23 protein-coding genes are annotated in these 21,074 nt (G+C 73.3%); 18 read left to right on the top strand and 5 right to left on the bottom strand.

All coding sequences use genetic code 11. The features are described from left to right. Positions 1-1,109, top strand: a 1,109-nt coding sequence (locus Q7T52_RS18155; protein ID WP_304804950.1) for an HD domain-containing protein, incomplete at its 5' end; no start/stop codon positions are given. A gap of 25 nt (positions 1,110-1,134) precedes the next feature. On the opposite strand, the gene Q7T52_RS18150 is transcribed toward Q7T52_RS18155, so the two are convergent. Next, the gene (locus tag Q7T52_RS18150; RefSeq protein WP_304804948.1) at positions 1,135-1,413 is read right to left on the bottom strand and encodes a hypothetical protein; all 279 of its coding nucleotides are present in this window, start codon (positions 1,411-1,413) and stop codon (positions 1,135-1,137) included. 81 nt (positions 1,414-1,494) lie between these two features. Between Q7T52_RS18150 and ffh the strand changes: the two genes are divergently transcribed. The 3 genes from ffh to Q7T52_RS18135 are packed head-to-tail and all read left to right on the top strand — an operon-like array spanning position 1,495 to position 4,537. Beyond that, positions 1,495-3,066, top strand: a complete 1,572-nt coding sequence (gene ffh / locus Q7T52_RS18145; RefSeq protein WP_304804946.1) for a signal recognition particle protein — start codon at positions 1,495-1,497, stop codon at positions 3,064-3,066. Further along, the gene (locus tag Q7T52_RS18140) at positions 3,063-3,449 is read left to right on the top strand and encodes an NYN domain-containing protein (RefSeq protein WP_304804944.1); all 387 of its coding nucleotides are present in this window, start codon (positions 3,063-3,065) and stop codon (positions 3,447-3,449) included. The genes ffh and Q7T52_RS18140 overlap by 4 nt, the downstream gene beginning before the upstream one ends. Continuing rightward, positions 3,446-4,537, top strand: a complete 1,092-nt coding sequence (locus Q7T52_RS18135) for an amidohydrolase family protein (RefSeq protein ID WP_370692338.1) — start codon at positions 3,446-3,448, stop codon at positions 4,535-4,537. Before Q7T52_RS18140 ends, Q7T52_RS18135 begins: the two co-directional genes overlap by 4 nt. Positions 4,538-4,622: 85 nt before the next feature. Here the strand turns inward: Q7T52_RS18135 and Q7T52_RS18130 are convergent, their stop codons facing one another. From Q7T52_RS18130 to Q7T52_RS18120, 3 genes are read right to left on the bottom strand one after another with little or no spacing between them, the layout of a single operon-like run. Continuing rightward, positions 4,623-5,183 (bottom strand): hypothetical protein, encoded by a 561-nt coding sequence (locus Q7T52_RS18130; protein ID WP_304804942.1) that lies wholly within the window; start codon positions 5,181-5,183, stop codon positions 4,623-4,625. 25 nt (positions 5,184-5,208) lie between these two features. Further along, the gene (locus tag Q7T52_RS18125) at positions 5,209-6,090 is read right to left on the bottom strand and encodes a VanW family protein (RefSeq protein ID WP_304804940.1); all 882 of its coding nucleotides are present in this window, start codon (positions 6,088-6,090) and stop codon (positions 5,209-5,211) included. Between the two features lie 50 nt (positions 6,091-6,140). Further along, positions 6,141-8,300 carry a sulfatase gene (locus tag Q7T52_RS18120; protein ID WP_304804938.1) on the bottom strand — a complete coding sequence of 720 codons (2,160 nt, stop codon included), beginning with the start codon at positions 8,298-8,300 and terminating at the stop codon, positions 6,141-6,143. Between the two features lie 249 nt (positions 8,301-8,549). On the opposite strand from Q7T52_RS18120, the gene rpsP reads away from it, so the two are divergent. The 7 genes from rpsP to Q7T52_RS18085 all read left to right on the top strand — a co-directional run bounded on the left by rpsP (position 8,550) and on the right by Q7T52_RS18085 (position 13,382). Continuing rightward, a complete protein-coding gene (gene rpsP / locus Q7T52_RS18115) occupies positions 8,550-9,110 on the top strand; it encodes a 30S ribosomal protein S16 (protein ID WP_304804936.1) in 561 nt (186 codons plus the stop codon). Continuing rightward, positions 9,110-9,358 (top strand): RNA-binding protein, encoded by a 249-nt coding sequence (locus tag Q7T52_RS18110; RefSeq protein ID WP_304804934.1) that lies wholly within the window; start codon positions 9,110-9,112, stop codon positions 9,356-9,358. The genes rpsP and Q7T52_RS18110 overlap by 1 nt, the downstream gene beginning before the upstream one ends. Positions 9,359-9,458: 100 nt before the next feature. Further along, on the top strand, positions 9,459-9,998 hold the full coding sequence (rimM, locus tag Q7T52_RS18105; protein WP_304804932.1) for a ribosome maturation factor RimM: 540 nt from the start codon (positions 9,459-9,461) through the stop codon (positions 9,996-9,998). A gap of 8 nt (positions 9,999-10,006) precedes the next feature. After that, positions 10,007-11,200, top strand: a complete 1,194-nt coding sequence (trmD, locus tag Q7T52_RS18100; protein WP_304804930.1) for a tRNA (guanosine(37)-N1)-methyltransferase TrmD — start codon at positions 10,007-10,009, stop codon at positions 11,198-11,200. 205 nt (positions 11,201-11,405) lie between these two features. Beyond that, positions 11,406-11,759, top strand: coding sequence for a 50S ribosomal protein L19 (gene rplS, locus Q7T52_RS18095; RefSeq protein WP_304804928.1), 354 nt, complete (start codon positions 11,406-11,408; stop codon positions 11,757-11,759). Between the two features lie 35 nt (positions 11,760-11,794). Next, positions 11,795-12,628, top strand: coding sequence for a signal peptidase I (gene lepB, locus Q7T52_RS18090; protein WP_304804926.1), 834 nt, complete (start codon positions 11,795-11,797; stop codon positions 12,626-12,628). 10 nt (positions 12,629-12,638) lie between these two features. After that, on the top strand, positions 12,639-13,382 hold the full coding sequence (locus tag Q7T52_RS18085) for a ribonuclease HII (protein ID WP_304804925.1): 744 nt from the start codon (positions 12,639-12,641) through the stop codon (positions 13,380-13,382). Here the strand turns inward: Q7T52_RS18085 and Q7T52_RS18080 are convergent. Beyond that, positions 13,311-14,069: a YqjF family protein gene (locus Q7T52_RS18080; RefSeq protein WP_304804923.1), complete on the bottom strand. Its 759-nt coding sequence runs from the start codon at positions 14,067-14,069 to the stop codon at positions 13,311-13,313. The two genes, Q7T52_RS18085 and Q7T52_RS18080, sit on opposite strands and share 72 nt — an antisense overlap. Positions 14,070-14,086: 17 nt before the next feature. On the opposite strand from Q7T52_RS18080, the gene Q7T52_RS18075 reads away from it, so the two are divergent. The 7 genes from Q7T52_RS18075 (at position 14,087) to Q7T52_RS18045 (ending at position 21,061) form a co-directional block, all read left to right on the top strand. Further along, positions 14,087-14,395, top strand: coding sequence for a DUF2469 domain-containing protein (locus Q7T52_RS18075; RefSeq protein ID WP_304804921.1), 309 nt, complete (start codon positions 14,087-14,089; stop codon positions 14,393-14,395). A gap of 155 nt (positions 14,396-14,550) precedes the next feature. Continuing rightward, the gene (locus Q7T52_RS18070) at positions 14,551-15,024 is read left to right on the top strand and encodes a TadE family protein (RefSeq protein ID WP_304804919.1); all 474 of its coding nucleotides are present in this window, start codon (positions 14,551-14,553) and stop codon (positions 15,022-15,024) included. After that, positions 15,024-16,808: a hypothetical protein gene (locus tag Q7T52_RS18065; RefSeq protein ID WP_304804917.1), complete on the top strand. Its 1,785-nt coding sequence runs from the start codon at positions 15,024-15,026 to the stop codon at positions 16,806-16,808. The genes Q7T52_RS18070 and Q7T52_RS18065 overlap by 1 nt, the downstream gene beginning before the upstream one ends. 129 nt (positions 16,809-16,937) lie before the next feature. Then, positions 16,938-17,321 carry a YraN family protein gene (locus Q7T52_RS18060; RefSeq protein ID WP_304804915.1) on the top strand — a complete coding sequence of 128 codons (384 nt, stop codon included), beginning with the start codon at positions 16,938-16,940 and terminating at the stop codon, positions 17,319-17,321. Next, entirely contained in the window at positions 17,321-18,928 is a 1,608-nt protein-coding gene (locus tag Q7T52_RS18055; RefSeq protein WP_304804913.1) for a YifB family Mg chelatase-like AAA ATPase, read from the top strand. The genes Q7T52_RS18060 and Q7T52_RS18055 overlap by 1 nt, the downstream gene beginning before the upstream one ends. Next, entirely contained in the window at positions 18,925-20,064 is a 1,140-nt protein-coding gene (gene dprA / locus Q7T52_RS18050) for a DNA-processing protein DprA (RefSeq protein ID WP_304804911.1), read from the top strand. The genes Q7T52_RS18055 and dprA overlap by 4 nt, the downstream gene beginning before the upstream one ends. A 97-nt stretch (positions 20,065-20,161) precedes the next feature. Beyond that, positions 20,162-21,061 (top strand): tyrosine recombinase XerC, encoded by a 900-nt coding sequence (locus Q7T52_RS18045; protein ID WP_304804956.1) that lies wholly within the window; start codon positions 20,162-20,164, stop codon positions 21,059-21,061. The last annotated feature ends 13 nt before the right edge of the window (positions 21,062-21,074 follow it).

The raw sequence follows: 21,074 nt of genomic DNA, 5'->3' as shown, positions 1-21,074 counted from the left end.
TGCTGCCCGAGTGGGAGCGGGTCCGGATGCTGCCGCACGCCTCGGTCATCCACCGCTTCACCGTCGACCGCCACGTCGTCGAGACGTGCATCGAGGCCTCCGGCCTGATCCGCTCGGTCGGCCGGCCCGACGTGCTCGTCGTGGCCGCGCTGCTCCACGACATCGGCAAGGGCGGGCTGACCGAGCACAGCGTCGCCGGCGAGCCGATCGCCCGCGCCGTCGCGACCCGGATCGGCTTCGACGCCGAGGAGGTCGACCTGGTCGGCCTGCTCGTCCGCTGGCACCTGCTGCTCGCCGAGACCGCCACGACCCGCGACCCCGACGACCCCGCGACGATCGAGCTCGTCACCTCACGGGTGCCGACCACCGAGGCGCTCTCGCTGCTCAGCGCGCTCACCGAGGCCGACGCCAAGGCCACCTCGCCCAAGGCCTGGACCTCGTGGCGCGCCGGCCTGGTCGTCGACCTCGCCCGCCGCGCCCACGCGTCGCTCGACACCGGCGTCGCGCTCCCGCCCATCACCACCGACGACGTCCCCATCCCCGCCGACCTGCGGCCCGACTCCGTCGCGATCCAGGTCGAGCGCCTGGCCGACGGCAGCCGCGTCACCACGATCGCCCACGACCGCGTCGGGCTGCTCGCCGACTTCGCGGCGATGTTCGCGCTGCAGCGGGTGCCGGTCCGCGCCGCGCGGGTCTGGGCGCAGGGCGACCACGGCGTCTCGGTCTGGGAGGTCGCCTCCGACCAGGTCGACGCCGCCATCCTCCGCACCAAGTACGACGCCATCGTGGGCGGCCGGCTCGACCCCGGCACCCGGCTCGCCGCGGCCGCCCCGGCCGACGGCCTCGCCCCGAGCGTCGTCGTCCGCCCCGAGGCGAGCGAGCAGGCCACGGTGCTCGAGGTGCGCGCGGCCGACCGTCCCGGCGTGGTCTACCTCGTCTGCGCGGCCCTCGCCGGCCTCGACGTCGCCGTCCGCTCCGCCCACGTCGACACCCTCGGGCCCCAGGCCGTCGACGTGTTCTACCTGCAGGAGCCGTCCGCCGGCGCGCTCTCCGAGACGCGGGCCGCCCAGGCCGCGCACGCCGTACGCGCGGCGCTCACGGCGTCCTGAGACCGCGGCGCCGAACCCGACCGCCTCAGGCGGACGGCGGCTTGCGCAGGTGGATCTTGTTGGTCCGCAGGTCGACCCGGACGGGCCGGTCGAGGTCCTCGGGGGCCGCGAACATCTCGCCCTCGGTCTCCTTGGAGTCGAGGTCCTCCTGGCCGCGCCCCTGGCCGGGGTCGAAGACGTCGAAACCGCCCAGGGCGTTGCCGCCGCTCGAGCTGGGGCCCGGGTTGCGCAGGCTGTGGTTGCCGAACCAGATGGCGAGGCCGGCGAGCACGAGCACAGCGGCGATGGTGATGAGGGCGACCACTCCCTGACGGTAGCCCGTCCGCGGTTAGGCTGGGCCCGATCTGTCTGTTCCACCTGGTACGACCTGACTGACGGGACCCCTGTGTTCGCCACGCTCTCCGACCGCCTTGCCGACACGTTCAAGAACCTGCGCGGCAAGGGCCGGCTCTCCGAGGCCGACATCGACGCGACCGCGCGCGAGATCCGGATCGCGCTGCTCGAGGCCGACGTCGCGCTGCCGGTCGTCAAGGACTTCGTCGCCGCCGTCAAGGAGCGCGCCCGCGCCGACGAGGTCAGCCAGGCGCTCAACCCGGCCCAGCAGATCATCAAGATCGTCCACGACGAGCTCGTCGAGATCCTGGGCGGCGAGACGCGCCGGCTGCGCTACGCCAAGTCCGGTCCGACCGTCATCATGCTCGCCGGGCTCCAGGGCGCCGGCAAGACGACCCTGGCCGCCAAGCTCGCGCTGTGGCTCAAGGACCAGGGCAAGGCCCCGATCCTCGTGGCCTGCGACCTCCAGCGACCCAACGCCGTCCAGCAGCTCCAGGTCAACGGCGAGCGGGTCGGCGTACCCGTCTATGCGCCCGAGCCCGGCAACGGCGTCGGCGACCCGGTCTCCGTCGCACGTGGTGCGATCGAGGAGGCCAAGCGCAAGCTGCACGACGTCGTCATCGTCGACACCGCCGGCCGCCTCGGCGTCGACGCCGAGCTCATGCAGCAGGCCTCCGACATCCGGGACGCCGTCGACCCCGACGAGGTGCTGTTCGTCGTCGACGCGATGATCGGCCAGGACGCCGTCGTCACGGCCCAGGCGTTCCTCGACGGCGTCGGCTACGACGGCGTCGTGCTCACCAAGCTCGACGGCGACGCCCGCGGTGGTGCCGCGCTGTCGATCCGCCAGGTGACCGGACGCCCCGTCATGTTCGCCTCGTCGGGCGAGAAGATGACCGACTTCGACGTCTTCTACCCCGACCGGATGGCCTCGCGCATCCTCGACATGGGCGACATGCTCACCCTGATCGAGCAGGCCGAGAAGGCGTTCGACCAGGAAGAGGCCATGAAGGCCGCCGCCAAGCTGAGCGGCCAGGGTGGCGAGTTCACGCTCGACGACTTCCTCTCCCAGATGCAGCAGGTCCGCAAGCTCGGCTCGATGTCCAAGATCCTCGGGATGCTCCCGGGCATGGGCCAGATGCGCGAGCAGCTCGAGAACTTCGACGAGCGCGAGATCGACCGCATCCAGGGCGTCATCCACTCGATGACGCCGGCCGAGCGGGCCAACCCCAAGATGATCGACGGCTCGCGTCGCGCCCGGATCGCCAAGGGCTCGGGCCGCCAGGTCTCCGACGTCAACCAGCTCGTCGACCGCTTCTTCGAGGCGCGCAAGATGATGATGCAGATGGCCCGCGGTGGCGGGATGCCCGGGATGCCGGGCATGCCGGGGATCCCCGGTGCCGCCGGCGCCGGCAAGCGCGGCAAGGGCAAGCAGCAGCCCAAGAAGGCCAAGGGTCGCCAGAAGTCGGGCAACCCGGCCAAGGCCGCCCAGGAGGCCGCGGCCGCCAAGGCGCGGGCCGACGCGGCCGCCGCCAACCCGTTCGGCATCGGCGAGGACATCGACTACGAGACCGCCGCCGCCAACCTCGAGCTGCCCCAGGACTTCTCCAAGTTCCTGAAGTGAAGCCACCGCCCGCCACGGTGCTGGTCGTCGACGGCGCCAACGTCGTCGGCGCCCGTCCCGACGGGTGGTGGAAGGACCGCGCCGGCGCTGCGCTCCGGCTGCACGAGCAGCTGATGACGGCCGACGTGCCCCACGAGGTCGTGGTGCTCGTGCTCGAGGGTGCGGCCAAGGGCGGCGTACGACCCGGCCGCGACGCCCACGTCCGCACCGTCCACGCCAAGGGCGTCGGCGACGACGCGATCGTGGCCGAGGCCAAGGCGGCGTCCGAGGCCGGTTCGCGGGTCAGCGTGGTGACTGCCGACCGGATCCTGATGGGTCGCGTCGAGCGCTACGGTGCCACGGTGATGAGCCCGACCTGGCTGCTCGGCGAGATCGCGCCGTGACCGCCGTGCCTGCCCAGCGGTTCCGCGGCGTCGTGCTGCCGGAGGGGGAGCAGCGCGACCTCTACGTCGTCGACGGCCGGATCACCTACGAGTCCCAGCCCGGCGCCGACACCGTCGCCGACGGCTGGCTGCTGCCCGGCCTGGTCGACGCCCACAACCACCTCGGGATGGACGACGGCGGTGCGGTCGACGACGCCGAGACCGAGCGGCAGGCCGTGGCCGACCGCGACACCGGCGTCCTGCTGCTGCGCGACTGCGGCTCGCCGGCCGACACCCGCTGGGTGCGGGGGCGCGACGACCTGCCGCGGCTGGTCCGCGCCGGGCGTCACGTGGCGCGCACCCGCCGCTACATCCGCAGCTACGCCGACGAGGTCGAGCCCGACGACCTCGCCGCAGCCGTCGTCACGCAGGCCCGCGCGGGCGACGGGTGGGTCAAGCTCGTCGGCGACTGGATCTCGCGCGACGAGGGCGACCTGACCCCGTCCTTCCCCGCCGACGCCTTCGCCGCCGCGATCGGCGCCGCCCACGCCGAGGGGGCCAAGGTCACCGCCCACTGCTTCGGCAGCGACGTCCTCGACGGTCTGCTGGCCGCCGGCATCGACTGCATCGAGCACGGCACCGGCCTGCGCGAGCACCACCTCGAGGCCATGGCCGCCGGGGGAGTGGCGCTGGTCCCGACCGTGCTGCAGACCGACAAGTTCCCCGAGTTCGCCGAGGCCGGCCGCGACAAGTTCCCGCGGTACGCCGCCACGATGGACGACCTCCACGCCCGCCGCCGCGCGACCCTGCTGGCCGCCCACGAGGCCGGTGTCGCGCTCTACGTCGGCAGCGACGGCGGTGGCACCGGTCGCCACGGCTACCTCGCCGAGGAGGTCCTCGCCCTGGCCGACCTGGGCGTCCCCGCCGCCGACGTCGTCGCGGCCGTCTCGTGGAAGGGCCGCGGCTGGCTGGGCTTCGAGCCGCTCCTCGCCGAGGGCGCTCCTGCCGACTTCGGCGTGCTCGACGCCGACCCGCGCCTCGACCTCGCCACCCTCACCCGGCCGGCCTGCGTCGTCCTCCGCGGCGTCGTCGTCGCCACCCGCGTCTGACCGCGAGTCGGCGCAGAGTTCAACTCCAGATGCGCCGAGTCGGCGCAGCCGCTCAGTCCCCGCGCCGACTCGCGCTCGTCCGGCTTCAACTCTGCGCCGACTCGCGAGGACGCGGCGGCCGGACGACGTAGAGGATCCCGGTGACCAGCAGGACCACGAACCCGGCGAGCCCGAGGGCGATCGAGCCGAGGATGCCGACGAGGAGCCCGACCACGAACGCGCCCGTCGACGGCGCCTGTCCGACGCGGACCTCGGCGCCGGCGACCGTGGAGGTGCAGTCGAGGACGACGTCGCCGGCGCCGGTGTCGAACCGGTCGTCGGCCGTCCACTCGTCGTAGGTGAAGTCACCCGTGACCGGCTCGAGCTCGACCCGCTCGCCCTCGGCGTCGGTGACCGTGCACTCCGCCGGCTCGCCGGCGCGGGTGAAGAGGGCCCGCTCCTCGCCGGGCGGCACCGCCACGGTCACCGGCCCGTCCCCGGCAGCGACGATCCCGTCCTCCTGCGTCAGCGGACGCAGGATCACGACGAACGAGCCGGCGAACACCGCGACCGCGAGCACGAGCAGCGCGCCGCCGACCACGAACCAGCGGGCGCGGGGGCGCGGCTTCGGCGGGACCGGGACAGGCGCGTACGGCGGGTGGCTCACCGTCCGATCATCCCCGACCGACGGCTCAGCGGCGACGGACGAGGGCCGCGTCCGGGAGGTATTTCACCAGCGCGCGGTTGCGCTTGACCAGCTCCTCGCCGACGGTGTCGCCGGTCGTCTTGTCGACGACGGTGCGCCAGATCTCGTTGTGGCGGTAGACCGGCGCGTCGGGGCCGTCGCCCTCGGCGACGAACTCCTCGTGCCGCGCCTCCACCTTGTACGACGTCGGCGTGGGCTGGTCGGCCCGGAGCTCACCGCGCAGGTGCCGCTCGCCGACCCAGGTGCGCAGCTGGAAGGTCGTGTCGGTGTCGTTACGGAACACGAGGTCGACGTAGTTGTAGACGATCGAGCAGCCCACGCCCCACGGCAGCACCCGCCCCTTGTCGGGGAAGGGGTCGAAGGAGTGCTCGCTGCGCTCGACGACGGTGAGCGGCGAGTGCAGCACCATCCAGTGGACCAGGTTGGCGAGCTGGCAGATCCCGCCGCCGACGCCCGAGGTCGCGTCACCGTTGGAGAGCCGCATCCCCTCGACGTAGCCGCGGCGGGCGCTGCAGCTGCCGACGACCTTGTTGAAGCTGAACGTCTCGCCAGGCCGGACGACCACGCCGTCGGTGCGGGCCGACGCGAGCCGCAGGTTGACCACCTTGTTGCGCTGCAGCACCATCTCGGCCTCCGACAGCTCGCGCATCAGCAGGGAGCCGTGCTGCTTGACCCGGACCGGCAGGTCCTCGGTGTCACGGTCGCCGGCCCAGGTCGTGCCCGGCCGCAGCCACTGCGCGTAGCGACGGGCCTGGTGGGCCCGCACCGCCCACGGGAAGAGCCACGGGTGGCGCTGGGAGAGGCGCTGCGGCGGGGCGCCCGGGGTGGTGGCGGTGGTCGGCGCGGCGGGGTGGTCGAGGACGGTCATACCGGTGTGACGACTCCGCACCCGCGTTGGTTGTCGCTGGTCGTCGCGCCCTATCGCGCGCGGGCGGCCGTGAGCGGGCCGAGCGTGACCGACCCGCGCTGGACGCGCACGGCCGCGGCGTAGCGGGTGCGCTTGCGGAGCGCGCGGTCGGAGAGGTCGAAGGCGCCGCCGGTGTCGACGGTGAAGAGGAACTCCCAGCCACCGCCCTGTGCCTGGTCGGCGTACGCCGTCGCCTTGCTGCCGCGCAGGACGAACCCGTAGCGCGCCCCCGGCGCAGAGAGGTCGACCGAGCCGTCGAGCGAGGTGAGCGGCTCGGCGCCCGCGTCGAGGATCTCGCCGTCGACGCAGAGGTCCCAGCCGACGCGCTTGAGGTCGTGGCGGTAGCGGAGGAGCAGGTAGGTGGAGGCGTCGACCGCGAGGCCGACGAACGCGGTCTGCTGGCCGCCCAGCTGCGGGTCGCGGTCGGCGAAGTCGCCGAGCTCGAGCACCGCGGCGACCCGGCCTGAGGTCGGGGCGACGGGGGAGCGGAGCAGGAGGTAGGACGTGCGGGCGCCGGACTTCACCCGGATCCGGTCACCCTCGAGGGCTGTCTGGCCCTCGAAGGAGCCGGTCGGGACGGGCAGCACGTCTGCGGCGTCCCACGCCACGGGGGACTCGTCGACGGGGTAGGAGGTCGGCGACGGGGCGGGCGGCAGCACGGCGACCTCGCGGAGGTGGCCGTCGAGGAGCCGCCGGAGCCGGCGGGTGTCGGCCGGGCGGCGGGCCGAGAGGTCGTTCTTCTCGCCCTCGTCCACGCTGACGTCGTAGAGCTCGACGGTGTCGTCGCGCAGCTGCTTGACGAGCTTGAGGTCGCCGGAGCGGATGGCCGCGTGGGGGTGGGTACGGCCGATGTGGTGGGGGTAGACCCAGAACATCGCGTCGCCGACGCGGTCGGCGAGCGGCTCGTCGTCGCCCAGGAGCAGGGGGGCGAGGCTGATGCCGTCGAACCGGTCGCGGCGCCGCGGCCTGCCGCCGGCGAGCTCGAGCGCGGTCGGCAGCAGGTCGACGGTGTTGACGGGGGTGTCGACGGTGCGGGCCTGCCGCTGCGGTCCGCCGGCCCAGGTGGCGATCATCGGCACCCGGATCCCGCCCTCGTAGAGCTCGCCCTTGCCGCCGCGCAGCGGGAGGTTGGCGGGTCGGCTCTGGCCGCCGTTGTCGCTGATCACCACGACGAGGGTCTTGTCGGCGATCCTGCGCTCGCGCAGCGCGTCGACGACGGCCCCCACCTGGCGGTCGACGCTCTCGAGCATGGCGGCGAGCTCAGGGTTGTGGGGCACGTCGTCGGCACCCGGCTTGGCGGCGTACTTGGCCAGCAGGTCGGGTCGGGGGTCGAGGTCGGTGTGCACGGCGTAGTTGGAGAGGTGGAGGAAGAACGGCTCGTCGGCGTGGTCGCCGATGAAGTCGACCGCCTCGGTGGCGAGCCGGTCGGTGAGGTGCTCGCCGGGCTCGACGGCCGACACCGAGGGCATGAAGCGGTAGGGGTGGAAGTAGTCGCCCTCGGCGATGTACTTCTCCTCGCTGAGCCGGACGTCGTCGAAGCCGTGGGCGAGCGGCCCGCCCGCGCGGCCGGCGTAGTCGCCGCTGTAGGTCTCGGTGAGGTGCCACTTGCCGATCAGGCCGGTGGTGTAGCCGAGCGGGCCGAGCACGTCGGGCACGGTCGGGATACGGGTCGAGAGGTGGTTGTCGCTGACCGCGTCCTCGGGACGCAGGAAGTCGGTGACCCCGGTGCGGGCGGGGTAGCGCCCGGTGACCAGCGCGGCCCGGGTCGGCGAGCACAACGGCGCGGCGGCGTAGGCCTGGGTGAACAGCACGCCACGGGCCGCGAGGGCGTCGATGTGGGGTGTCTCGTTGAACGTGTTGCCGTAGCAGCCGAGCTCGTGCCAGCCGAGGTCGTCGATCGAGACGACCACGACGTTGTGCTTCGTACGACGACCGGCCGGGTCGGGCTCGACGTGCACCGCCTCGACGGGCCCGGCCTCGGGCCCGGCCTGGGGACCGGCCTGCGGGCCAGCGCCGCCCCGGGCCGGGAGCCGGGTGGAGCGGCCGCGGTTGACCGCGATGGCGTCGTCGGCCAGCGAGGAGCCGACGGCGACCGCGACGGTGCCGGCGGCGAGGCCGCGCAGGACCGCACGCCGCGCCGTACGGCCGGGCTGGTCGCGATGCGTCGCCACGGCACTCCTCTCGGGATCGTCTAACCTCATCGGATTACATCAGATAAGCACAGAAAACCGGTCGACCGACCCGACCGTATGCGGATTTCGGCCCCTGAGCGCGCATCTGGCAGACTCGGGCGCTGAGTCCCGCGCGACCGGACCCTCTCTCCGACGCGTCGTGGCCATCGAAGGTTGTCGGCCTGGTGTTCCCCACCCGTGCCCGTCGCCTTCACCCACACACAAGAACTTTGAGGAGACACCACAACCGTGGCCGTCAAGATCCGTTTGAAGCGCCTGGGCAAGGTCCGGGTGCCGCAATACCGCATCGTCGTCGTCGACTCGCGCAAGAAGCGCGACGGCAAGGTCCTCGAGGAGATCGGGATCTACCACCCCAAGGAGGACCCGAGCTACATCAAGGTCACCTCCGACCGCGCGCAGTACTGGCTCGGCGTCGGCGCCCAGCCGTCCGAGGCCGTCGCCAAGATCCTCAAGATCACCGGTGACTGGCAGACCTTCAAGGGCTACACCGGCACCGAGGGCACCCTCAAGACCAAGCCGGCCAAGACCGCCAAGCAGGACATCTTCAACGAGGCGCTCAAGGAGGCCGGCGGCGAGTCCACCGGCGAGGCCGTGACGAAGAAGGCTCCCGCCAAGAAGGCCGAGAAGAAGGCCGAGCCCAAGGCAGAGCCCAAGGCCGAGGAGGCTCCCGCCGAGGAGACCCCCGCTGCCGAGGCGCCCGCCGAGACGCCCGCTGCTGAGGCGCCCGCCGTCGAGACGCCGGCCGAGACGGCCGAGGCCGCCGAGACCGACGCCGAGCCGAGCGCCTGATGCTCGCCGACGCGCTCGAGCACCTCGTCCGGGGGGTCGTCGACCACCCCGACGACGTGTCCGTCCGCGACAAGCAGCTGCGTCGGGGCTCGATCCTCGAGGTGCGTGTGCACCCCGACGACCTCGGCAAGGTGATCGGCCGCGGTGGCCGGACCGCTTCGGCGTTCCGCACCGTCGTGTCGGCCCTGGCCGGCCGCGAGGGCGCCCGCATCGACTTCGTCGACGTGGACCGCGCTCCTCGCCGCTAGACCCGTTCTACGCTGACCCGTCGTACACGTACGACGGGTCAGCGCCGTTTTGGACCGACCGTGTGTGGGCTGTGAACGACCGTGAGTGACGAGGAGTGACGTGGAAGAGATCGAGGTCGTGGTCGGCCGGGTCGGCAAGCCGCACGGCATCCGCGGCGAGGTGACCGTCGACGTCCGCAGCGACGAGCCCGACCGGCGCTTCGCCGACGGCGCGGCGCTGCGGGTCGAGGCGCCCCGCGGCTCGGCGTTCTCCCACCGCACCCTCACCGTCGAGCGCAGCCGGTGGCACCAGACGACGCTGCTGGTCGCGTTCGCCGAGATCGCCGACCGCAACGAGGCCGAGACGGCGCGCGGTGTCGTCCTGCACGCCATGGTGTCCGCCGACGAGGTGCCCGACGACCCCGACGAGTACTACGACCACCAGCTCGTCGGGCTCGCCGTCCACGACGTCGACGGCACCCTGATCGGCGAGGTCACCGGCCTGGTCCACGGCGCCCAGGACCTGCTGGCCGTCCGCTCCGTCGACGGCCGCGACACCCTCGTGCCGTTCGTCTCCGCCCTGGTGCCCGAGGTCGACCTCCCCGGTGGGCGTGTCGTCGTCGCCGACCGCCCGGGCCTCGTCACCGCACTGCCCGACTGAGGCGCGACGTGCGCCTCGACTACCTCACGATCTTTCCCGACTGGTTCGCCCCGCTCTCGCTCTCGCTGCCCGGCAAGGCGGTCGAGTCCGGGCTGCTGACCGTCGCCGTCCACGACCTGCGCAGCTGGACCAGCGACCGCCACCGCACCGTCGACGACACGCCCTACGGCGGTGGCGCCGGCATGGTGATGAAGCCTGAGCCCTGGGGCGACGCGCTCGACGCGGTGCTGGCTGACGGCGGCACCCTGGTCGTGCCGACCCCCTCGGGCATGCCGTTCACGCAGGCCCTCGCCCGCGAGCTCGCGACGCGCGAGCACCTGGTGTTCGCCTGCGGTCGCTACGAGGGCATCGACCAGCGGGTCCTCGACCACGCCGCGACGCGGCCCGGGGTGGAGGTCGTCGAGGTCAGCCTCGGCGACTACGTCCTCAACGGGGGAGAGGTCGCGGCCCTGGCCGTCACCGAGGCGGTCGTCCGGCTGCTGCCCGGCTTCATGGGCAACGCCGCGTCGCTGGTCGAGGAGTCCCACGAGGACGGCCTGCTCGAATATCCCGTCTACACCAAGCCCGCCTCCTGGCGAGGCCTCGACGTCCCCCCGGTGCTGCTCTCCGGCGACCACGGCCGGATCGCCGCCTGGCGGCACGACCGGGCCGAGCGTCGTACGGCGGAACGGCGGCCGGACCTCGTCGCCGCCAGCAGCCTCGCCACCGAGTGGACGATCGTGCCCGCCGTCCGTGCCGATGCCGGCGAGCTGCTCACCCTGCAGCGCGCCTGCTGGGTGCAGGAGGCGATCGCCAACGACGACGTCCGGGGCATCCCCGCCCTTAAGGAGACCCTCGACGACGTGCTCGCCTGGCTGCCGCAGTGGGCGACCTACGTGGTGCGCGTGCCATCGGACGGAGGGCGCCTCGTCGGGGCCGTACGGGGCCGCCTCGAGGGCGACGACGACCACGGCTGGGCCTGGGACATCGGCCGGATCATGGTCGCCCCCGACCTCCAGGGCCGCGGCCTGGGCCGGGTCCTGCTCGAGCACGTCCAGCGGGTCGCGCCGCCGGCGGCGACGTCGTACGTCCTCTTCACCGGCGAGCACAGCGTCGACAACATCCGGATGTACAAGAAGGCCGGGTTCCGGCTCCGCCCCGACATCACCCCGCCGCCCCTGGCGGTGGTCCTCACCAAGCCCCGGCGGATTACCGAGCGCTGAAACCTCTGTGGCAGACTCGTCCCTCGGTCCGACCGGCCGAAGGTCCGCCCCGACCAGCCAGATGATTGGCACCCGGGGGGACTGCGTGGGCGTCTGCCACAGGGGACGCCTCACGCCGCCGGTCACCACGGTCGGGCCACCAGCAGCACACACCTGAACACCCATCCGTTCCGCGGCTGACCTGTGGCACTCGCGAGGAGATCACATGACCAGCAACGTCATTGCCGAGCTCGGCAACGCCCAGAAGCGCGACGACGTCCCGGCCTTCCGCGCCGGTGACACCCTCAAGGTCCACGTCAAGGTCGTCGAGGGCAGCCGCTCCCGCGTCCAGGTCTTCCAGGGCGTCGTCATCCGCATCCACGGCAGCGGCATCGGCCGCACCTTCACGGTCCGCAAGGTCTCGTTCGGTGTCGGCGTCGAGCGCACCTTCCCGCTCAACAGCCCGATCTTCGAGGAGATCGAGGTCGTGACCCGCGGCGACGTGCGTCGCGCCAAGCTCTACTACCTGCGCAACCTGCGCGGCAAGGCCGCCAAGATCAAGGAGCGCCGCGAGGCGTGAGCCGGGTTTCCCCGCTCCACTCCTAGGCTCTGCGCGTGACCAACGACGACGACCGCCCGACGCCCGACGACGGCGAGGGTCCCGTGTCGACCGCCGCGTCCGACGGGTCCGACGGGTCGGCCGACGCCGACTCGTCGGACACCGACGGGTCCGATGGTGCCCGCACCCGCCGGCGGCTCCCGGTCTGGCAGGAGTCGCTGCTCCTCGTGGCGGCCGCGATCGTGCTGGCGATCGTCGTCAAGGCGCTGTTCGTCCAGGCGTTCTACATCCCGTCCGCCTCCATGGAGCCGGGGCTGGTCGAGAACGACCGGATCCTGGTCCAGAAGGTGTCCTACTGGTTCGGCGGCGCGCCCGAGCGCGGCGACGTCATCGTCTTCGCCGACCCGGGCGGCTGGCTCGGCAACACCGCCGACGACGACGCCGGACCGGTCCAGGACCTGCTGTCGACCGTGGGGCTCTACCCCGAGGGCGGCCACCTGGTGAAGCGCGTCATCGGCGTCGAGGGCGACGTCATCACCTGCTGCGACGACCAGGGCCGCATCCTCGTCAACGGCGAGCCGCTCGACGAGGACGACTACATCGCCCCCCGCGGCGAGGGCGTCGCCTGCAACGGTCCGATGGTGCCGTGCGACTGGACGGCCGGGCCCGTGCCCGCCGGCAAGGTCTTCGTCATGGGCGACAACCGCGCCGACTCGGCCGACTCCACGGTCCACCTCTGCCTGCCCGAGGAGGTCGACTGCACGCGCGACCCCTTCGTCGACGTCGACCTCGTCGTCGGCAAGGTCTTCGCCGTCGCGTGGCCGCTGGGCCACCTCGACCTCGTCGGTCGGCCCGACGCCCTGAGCGACGTCCCCGACCCCCAGGACTAGGTCGACGCCGGTGAGCACGCTCCCGCGCGGACTGACCGTACGCCGCGACGCCGGCCTCTACGGCTACGAGCGCGCACTCCACCGCCACGGCGTCGAGCTGGTCGCCGGCGTCGACGAGGCCGGACGCGGGGCGTGCGCCGGACCGCTGGTCGCCGGGGCCGCGATCCTGCCGCCCGGCAAGGCCGGCATCATCCCCGGGCTGGCCGACTCCAAGCTGCTCACCGAGAAGGCCCGCGAGCGCTGCTACGCCCAGGTCGTGCGCCGGGCCCTCGCCTGGGCGGTCGTCGTGGTGCCCCACGGCGAGTGCGACCGGCTCGGCATGCACGTCGCCAACATCGAGGCCCTGCGCCGCGCCGTCGCTCAGCTCGACGTGCGGCCCGACTACGTGCTCTCCGACGGGTTCCCCGTCGACGGCCTCGGCACCCCCGGCCTGGCGGTGTGGAAGGGCGACCGGGTCGCGGCCTGCGTCGCCGCCGCGTCGGTGCTGGCCAAGGTCACCCGCGACCGGATCATGGTCGAGCTCGACGCCGACCACCCGGCGTACGACTTCAAGACGCACAAGGGCTACATCACCGACGTCCACACCGCGGCCCTTGAGGCCCACGGCCCGTCGTCGGTCCACCGCATGCGCTTCGTCAACGTACGCCGCGCCGCCGGCCTGGAGCCCCCGCTGCCCCCGCGATCAGCGGACGACGACCGGGGTGCCGAAGACGGTGTGGACCCCGCTGGAGAACAGCACCGACTCGGGGCCTGACCCCACGATCCCCGGCAGCCCGGCCGCGGCGACGAGCTCGTCGTCCAGCGACACCAGGCGCGCCGCGTGCAGCGGCCACGGCCCGTGGGTGTTGGGCACCCACAGCGTGCGGCCCCACGCCCTGGTGTGGGCGCCGAACCGGGCGGTGAGGAAGTGCTCGAGGGGGCTGGGCTCCGCGACCGCCGCGCCGACCTCGACGGTCATGGCGCTGGTCGGGTGGCTGCCGGTGCGCCGTCGCGTCCGGTACGTCACGACGGTGCCGGTCGGGTCGTGGGGGAGCTCCGCAGGCTCGCGGCTCATGCGGGCCAGCTTGTAGGGGATCCGCAGCGAGGCGTTGGCGCCGATGACGATGGGGACCTGTGCGGCCTCCAGGGACCGGAAGACGACGCCGTGGCGTCCCTCGTCGTCCAGCGAGTAGAGACGGACGTTGGTCTCGAGGAACGTGCCGAAGCGGGGGACGGGGCGGCCGGCGGCCCCGAACCCGCCCTCGGAGAGGGTGAACGGGATGAGCCCGACCCAGCTCGCGCCGTCGTGGACGTCGGGACGGACGCCGCGGGGGAGCAGCGGGGCGACGCGCTCGGGATCGACGCGCCAGTGCACGAACGTGAGGTCGCGCCACCACTGGTGCACCGTCCCGCGGCCGGAGAGCGGCGGGCCTTGCGGGTCGAGCGTGTCGGCGGGGTCCATGCGACTAGGCTCGCATCATGAGTGCAGAGGAGCTCGAGAAGTACGAGACCGAGCAGGAGCTCACCCTCTACCGCGAGTACCGCGACGTCGTCGGGATCTTCAAGTACGTCGTCGAGACCGACCGACGCTTCTACCTCTGCAACCAGGTCGACGTGAAGGCGCGGACCGAGGCCGACGACGTGTTCTTCGAGGTCTCGATGTCCGACGCGTGGGTGTGGGACATGTACCGGCCGGCGCGGTTCGCCAAGAACGTCAAGGTGCTGACCTTCAAGGACGTCAACGTCGAGGAGCTCGTGCAGCCCGACGTCGACCCGCCCAAGCCCTGATCCCCGGTCGTCGCGGGTCGTTCCCGGCCGGGCGGCAGTGACTAGTCCGATCGGTCAGATCTCCTCTAGTCCCCTGCCTCGAGACGCTCCGCCGTCCTACGCTTGGACCTCGCGGCGCCGGGGACGCCCCAACTCGAGACGGGCAAAGAGGGATGATGGGTCGCAGGCGGCGCCGTGAGCGCCTCTCCGAGCGCGGGGCGGCAGCGATCGAGTTCGCCCTCGTCTCCCTCCCCCTCCTCTACCTCGTGTTCGGCGTCATCACCTACGGCTACATGCTGGCCTTCCGCCAGTCGCTGAGCCAGGGAGCCGCCGAGGGTGCCCGCGCCGCGGCCGTCGCCCCCGCCGGCTTCACGCCCGCGCAGCAGACCAGCGCCGCCCGGACCGCGGTCACCAACAGCCTGTCGACCTACGGCATGAGCTGCGGTACGTCGGGCGCACTGACGCGCGGCGGCTCGAGCGTCGGGACCTGCGTCGTCACCGTCGCGGCCTGCACCGGCGCCGCGACCAGCCGGTGCGTCACCGTCGCGCTCGACTACAACCAGGACGCCCACCCGCTCATCCCGCTGCCCGGCCTCGGACTCGCCATGCCCGACCACCTCAGGTACACCGCCGTCGCGGAGGTGAGCTGATGCGCGTCCCGGAGCCGTGCCAGCGCCTTGGCCGGCGTCTCGGCCGGGGCCTCCAGGTACGCCGGCGCCGGCGTGACGAGCGGGGAGCGACGGCCGTGCTGGTCGGCGTCCTGATGTCCGTGGTGCTGATCGCCATCACCGCGTTCACCGTCGACCTCGGCACGCAGCGGGTCGCCCGCCGCGACATGCAGGCCCTGGCCGACGTCGTCGCCCTCGACATGTCCCGCCAGCTCGACGGGGCCAAGGGCGCCAGTGCCCTGACCTCGTCGGCCGCCTGGCAGCAGGGCCTGACCCGCAGCGTGGCGCGCAACTTCTCGACGATCGGCGGTGCCCCCCAGGTCGACGCGGTCGTCGGGACGGTCAACGCCACCACGGGCGCGTTCACGGCGGTCAGCGGGTCCACCGTGCCCTCGGCGGTCCGGGTCACCGCCCGGACCGAGGTCGACTTCGCGTTCGGCCTGGCCCAGAGCGGCGCCGCCACGCGCTCGGCCGTCGGCACCGCGCGCTCGACAGCCTGCTTCCGGCTGGGCTCCTACGCCGCCGGGCTCAACACCGCCGACTCGCCGCTGCTGTCGACCATCCTCGGCGGCGCGCTCGGGGGGATCAACGTCAACGCCCTGGGCTTCCAGGGCCTCGTCACCGGCGACATCAACCTGCTCGACCTCGCCGTCCGGCTCGGGCTCGGAGGCGTCGACGAGCTGGCGACGGCCAACGTCACGGTCCGTCAGCTCTTCGTCGCCGCCGCCCAGGTGATGGCCGCCCACGGCGACACCGTCAACGCCAACGTGCTCAACGCCATCGCCGCCCAGGTCGGCTCCCTCGGGCCCATCCCGGTCGCCGGGCTCATCTCCGTGGCGACGGGCAACGGGGCCGGCGCGTCCGCGATCATCAACGCCCTCGACCTGGTCACGGGCGCGGCGTTCCTGGCGAACGGCACCAACGCGCTGTCACTTCCCAGCCTCGGCACCAACATCGGGCTCCTCGGCACCAACCTGACGACCTCGGTCAAGATCGTGGAGAAGGCCCAGCTGGCGTGCGGCGTGGTCGGGGCCAAGGCCTCGACCGCGCAGGGCGAGGTGAGCATCAAGGGCACCCTGGCCTCGGTCAGCGCACCCAACCTGACCGGCCTCACGGTCACCGCGGGCGGCACCGACATCTCGCTCAGCCTGGCCAGCGCCACAGGCACCATGACGCAGATCGTCTGCGGCGCCGGCACGAGCGCCAGTCCCCAGGGCGTCGACGTCTCGGTCAACTCCCAGCTCGCGACCGCCGCGCGGGTCGAGCAGACGGTCTCGGTCAACGGCACCATCCTGTCCTCGAGCGGACTCCTCGGCGGGCTCCTCGGTGGGCTGCTGGGCTCGATCCTGTCGGTCGAGGTCCACGGCACCCTCAAGCTGACCACCACCACCACCCAGGCCGGCGCCACGCGACCGGTCCAGATCCGCGTCCCCAACTCACCGCCCAACTGGGACACCGGCAAGTCGTCCGGCTCCGGCGAGCTGGGCCTCGACAAGACCTCCGTGAGCGCCGTGTGGACCGACGGTCCGCGACTGGAGGCCCGAGGGCTGCTCGGCCTCAGGATCGACCTCAACGTCCAGCAGATCGCCAACCTCACCACGTCGCTGGTCACCAACCTCACCAACGGGGTTCTGGGCAACCTGCTGCCCCTCGTCAACACCCAGCTCCTCGTCCCGCTCCAGCGCCTCCTCGGCCTCGAGCTCGCCGGCGCCACGGTCTTCGGCATCCCGACCCCCAACTGCGCGAGTCCCACGCTCGTCGGCTGACCCTCACCCTGTGGAAATGACCAGGAGTCGTCCACAGGCGCCCTCCCGACCAGGGTTGTCCACAGGCGCCCTCCACCGGACCTCCGGCCGTCCCCGCTGACGTCGACGCTGGCCGCAGGAGGTCAGCCGATGACGACACGTACGACGGGCACGACAGCCCAGAGCAAGCAGGCCCTGGGCGCCTACGGGGAGCACGTGGCCGAGCGCCACCTGGTCGAGGCCGGGCTGGTGGTGCTCGACCGCAACTGGCGCTGCGACGAGGGCGAGATCGACCTCGTGCTGCGCGAGGGCCGGGTCCTGGTGGTGTGCGAGGTCAAGACCCGCACCAGCACCGACCGGGGCACCCCCCACGAGGCGGTCACCGCCGCCAAGCTCGACCGGCTGCACCGCCTCGGCCAGCGGTGGGCCCAGGCGCGGGGGCTGCGCCCCGGCGAGACCCGGGTCGACCTGGTCGCCGTGCTGCGCCCGCCGCGCGGCGCCGCGGTCGTCGAGCACGTGCGGGGTCTGTGCTGATGCCGTTCGCGACCGCTCGCACCGTGTCCCTCCACGGCGCCCTCGGCCACCTCGTCGACGTCCAGGCCGACGTGTCGGCCGGCGGGTCCCACTTCGTGATCGTCGGCCGGCCCGACCTGTCCCTGCGCGAGGCGGGGGACCGGTGCCGGATGGCCATCGTCAACAGCGACTTCGCCTGGCCGGCCACCACGCGGCGCGTCACCGTTCTGCTGTCCCCTGCCGACCTGGTCAAGCGCGGGCCCCACTTCGACCTGGCCGTGGCGGTCTCGATCCTCGCGGCCGACGGGGTCGTCCCGCACGACGCGCTCCTCCACACGGCGTTCATCGGCGAGCTCACCCTCGACGGTGGCCTGCGCTGCGTGCCCGGGGTGCTGCCGATGGTCCTGGCGGCCGCCGACCGAGGGGTGCGCCACGTCTTCGTCCCCGAGCCGCAGGCGCGCGAGGCTGCGATGGTGCCCGGGATGGCCGTCCTCGGCCTGCGCTCGCTAGCCCAGGTGGTGGCCGAGCTGTGCGGCGAACCGGTGCCCGAGGCGGCCCCGGTCGCGCCGATGAGCGGCTCGCGGCTGCTGTCCTGGCGTGGCGAGGAGCGTCTCGACGAGGTCGACCTCGCCGACCTGCGCGGGATGGCCGACGCCAAGTACGCCGCCGAGGTCGCCGCGGCCGGGGGCCACGCCCTGCTGCTCTCCGGTCCCAAGGGCGCCGGCAAGACCAGCCTCGCCGAGCGCATCCCGGGCCTGCTGCCCGACCTCGGTTCCGAGGAGTCGCTCGAGCTGACCGCGGTCCACTCCCTCGCCGGGGTGCTCGAGCCGGGCGACGGCCTCATCACGCGGCCGCCCTTCTCGGCGCCCCACCACGACGCCAGCAAGTCGAGCCTCATCGGGGGCGGGAGCGGACAGGTCCGTCCCGGCGAGATCAGCCGGGCCCACGCGGGCGTGCTGTTCCTCGACGAGTTCCCGCTCTTCCGCAACGACATCATCGAGGCCCTGCGACAACCGCTGGAGAACGGCGACATCACCGTTGCCCGGGCCGACGAGTCCGTCACCCTGCCGGCCCGCGGGATGCTCGTGCTGGCCTGCAACCCGTGCCCGTGCGGCGACTGGAGTGCCGAGACGGCACGCAACCACTGCACCTGCAAGGTGCCCCAGCTCCGCGACTACCGCAACAAGCTGACCGGCCCGCTGGCCGACCGGGTCGACATCACCCGCCACGTCGCGCCGCTGCGCAGGGAGCAGCACGACCCGTTCACGCCGCCCGAGACCTCCGCCGAGGTGCAGGTGCGGGTGGCGGCCGCCCGAGCGCGGCAGCACCAGCGCTACACCGGCTGCAGCTGGCGGCTCAACGCCCACGTGCCGAGCCCGTTCCTCCGCGACCGGTGGCCGTTGAGCGAGGCCGCTCAGCGGATGGTCGACCGCGACCTCTACGACGGTCGTATCAGCAGTCGCGGGGCCGTCCGGGTCCAGCGCCTCGCGTGGACCCTGGCCGACCTCGCGTCGGTCACCAGCGGTCGCGACGTGGTCCCCGGTGTCGCCCAGGTCGCGGTCGCGCTCCAGCTGCGCAAGGGCGAGCCGCTCGCCGTCCGGACCACCGCCGGGCGGGAGGCCGGATGAGCGTCGTGACCCACGAGGAGCGCCTGGCCCGGGTCGCCCTCAACCGGCTCGGTGAGCCGGGCGAGACCAAGATGACCGGGCTGGTGGCCGAGCTCGGCCCGGTGCGGCTGCGACAGCTGCTGCTGGCCGAGAGCGACCTCGACGGCCTGTCCGAGGAGGTCGCGGCTCGCCGCGACGACCTCGACGCCGAGCGTGAGCTCGAGCGCGCCGAGCGCCAGGGCCTGCGCTTCGTCGTGCCCGGCGACGCCGAGTGGCCGACCCAGCTCGGAGACCTGCTCGGGGCCGGGGCCCTCAACGACCGCGGCGGCGTCCCGATCGGGCTGTGGGTCAAGGGCCCGCTGCGCCTCGACGCGCTCGCGACCTCGTTGGCGGTCGTGGGGGCGCGCGCCGCCACGACCTACGGCGACGAGGTGGCGAGCGAGATCGCGGCCACCGCCGCCCAGGCAGGTCATGTGGTCGTGTCCGGGGGCGCCTTCGGCATCGACCGGGCCGCCCACCGCGGTGCGGTGGCCGCCGGGGCGCCCACGGTCGCCGTGGTGGCATGCGGCGCCGACCGCGTCTACCCCAGCGCCCACGCGGTGATGTTCGAGCACATCGCCCGGACCGGCGCCATCGTGTCCGAGGCGCCGCCCGGGGCGGCGCCCCTGAAGATCCGGTTCCTCGCCCGCAACCGCCTCATCGCCGCCCTGTCCGTCGGCACGGTCGTGGTCGAGGCGGCGATCCGGAGCGGCTCGCTCAACACCGCGCACTGGGCCGGGATCCTCAACCGGCCGGTGATGGGAGTGCCGGGTCCGGTGACCAGCGCGGCGTCGGGCGGGGTCCACGAACACCTGCGCGCCGGGGACATGTCGCTGGTGACCTGCGGCGCCGACGTCCTCGAGCTCGTGTCGCCGGCGGGGGAGCACCTGGTCGAGCCGGCCTGGGACGAGGCCACCCTCCGCGACCGGCTCACCCCGCGGCAGCGTCAGGTCATCGACGCGGTTCCGGTGGTGTCGCCGGCCGGGTCCGACTCCATCGCCCGGACCGCTGGGCTCGGCGTGCGCGAGGTGCAGGGCGCCCTCACCGCACTGCAGACCGTGGGCCTGGTCGAGATCAACCGCGGCGGATGGCGGCTCACCGCGCTCGCTCGCACGTGACGGCGCCGCCGACTCCTACGCTGGCCGGGTGACCGAGGCCCCCGACGACGCGAGCCCCGCGGACCGAGGGGACGACCGCGACGGTCTCCCCGAGCCGATGATGCGGACGCTGGCCGACTACGAGCGGCACCTGGTCGCCGAGCGCGACCTCACGCCGCACACCGTGCGGGCCTACCTCGGCGACGTGGCCGGCGTCCTCGAGCACGCCCGGCGGCTCGGCCAGACCGACGTGGCCCAGCTCGACCTGCGCACGCTGCGCAGCTGGCTGGCCCAGCAGCAGACCCTGGGCCGCTCCCGCACCACCCTCGCCCGGCGCGCCACCGCGGCCCGGGTGTTCACCGCGTGGCTGGCCCGTACCGGCCGTGCCCCGACCGACGTCGGCTCCAGCCTCGGCTCGCCCAAGGCCCACCGGACGCTGCCGTCGGTGCTGCGGGCCGACGAGGCCTCCGACCTGATCGAGGCCGCCGTGACGGCGGCCGACGACGGCAGCCCCGTCGGGATGCGCGACATCGCGATGCTCGAGCTGCTCTACGCCACCGGCATCCGCGTCGGCGAGCTCGTCGGTCTCGACGTCGACGACGTCGACCGCGAGCGCAACGTCGTGCGCGTGCTGGGCAAGGGCCGCAAGGAGCGGATGGTGCCGTTCGGCCGGCCGGCCGCGCGGGCCCTCGACTTCTGGGTGCGCCACGCTCGACCGCTCCTGGTCGCCGACGGCGCCGGTGGCGCGCTGTTCGTCGGCACCCGGGGGCGTCGGATCGACCAGCGCGCCGTCCGGACCCTCGTGCACCGCCGGATCGCCGACGTGCCCGGCGCCCCCGACATGGGCCCCCACGGCCTGCGGCACACTGCCGCGACCCACCTGCTCGAGGGCGGCGCCGACCTGCGATCGGTCCAGGAGCTGCTCGGTCACGCCTCGCTGGCCACGACGCAGCGCTACACCCACGTCACCACGGACCGGTTGCGCCGGGCCTACCAGCAGGCCCACCCGCGCGCCTGACAGCGGGAACGGC

Source organism: Nocardioides sp., assembly GCF_030655615.1.
Taxonomy (GTDB): domain Bacteria; phylum Actinomycetota; class Actinomycetes; order Propionibacteriales; family Nocardioidaceae; genus Nocardioides.
Note: the sequence above shows the minus strand (reverse complement) of the source record. Positions and strands in the feature narration are given on the sequence as shown.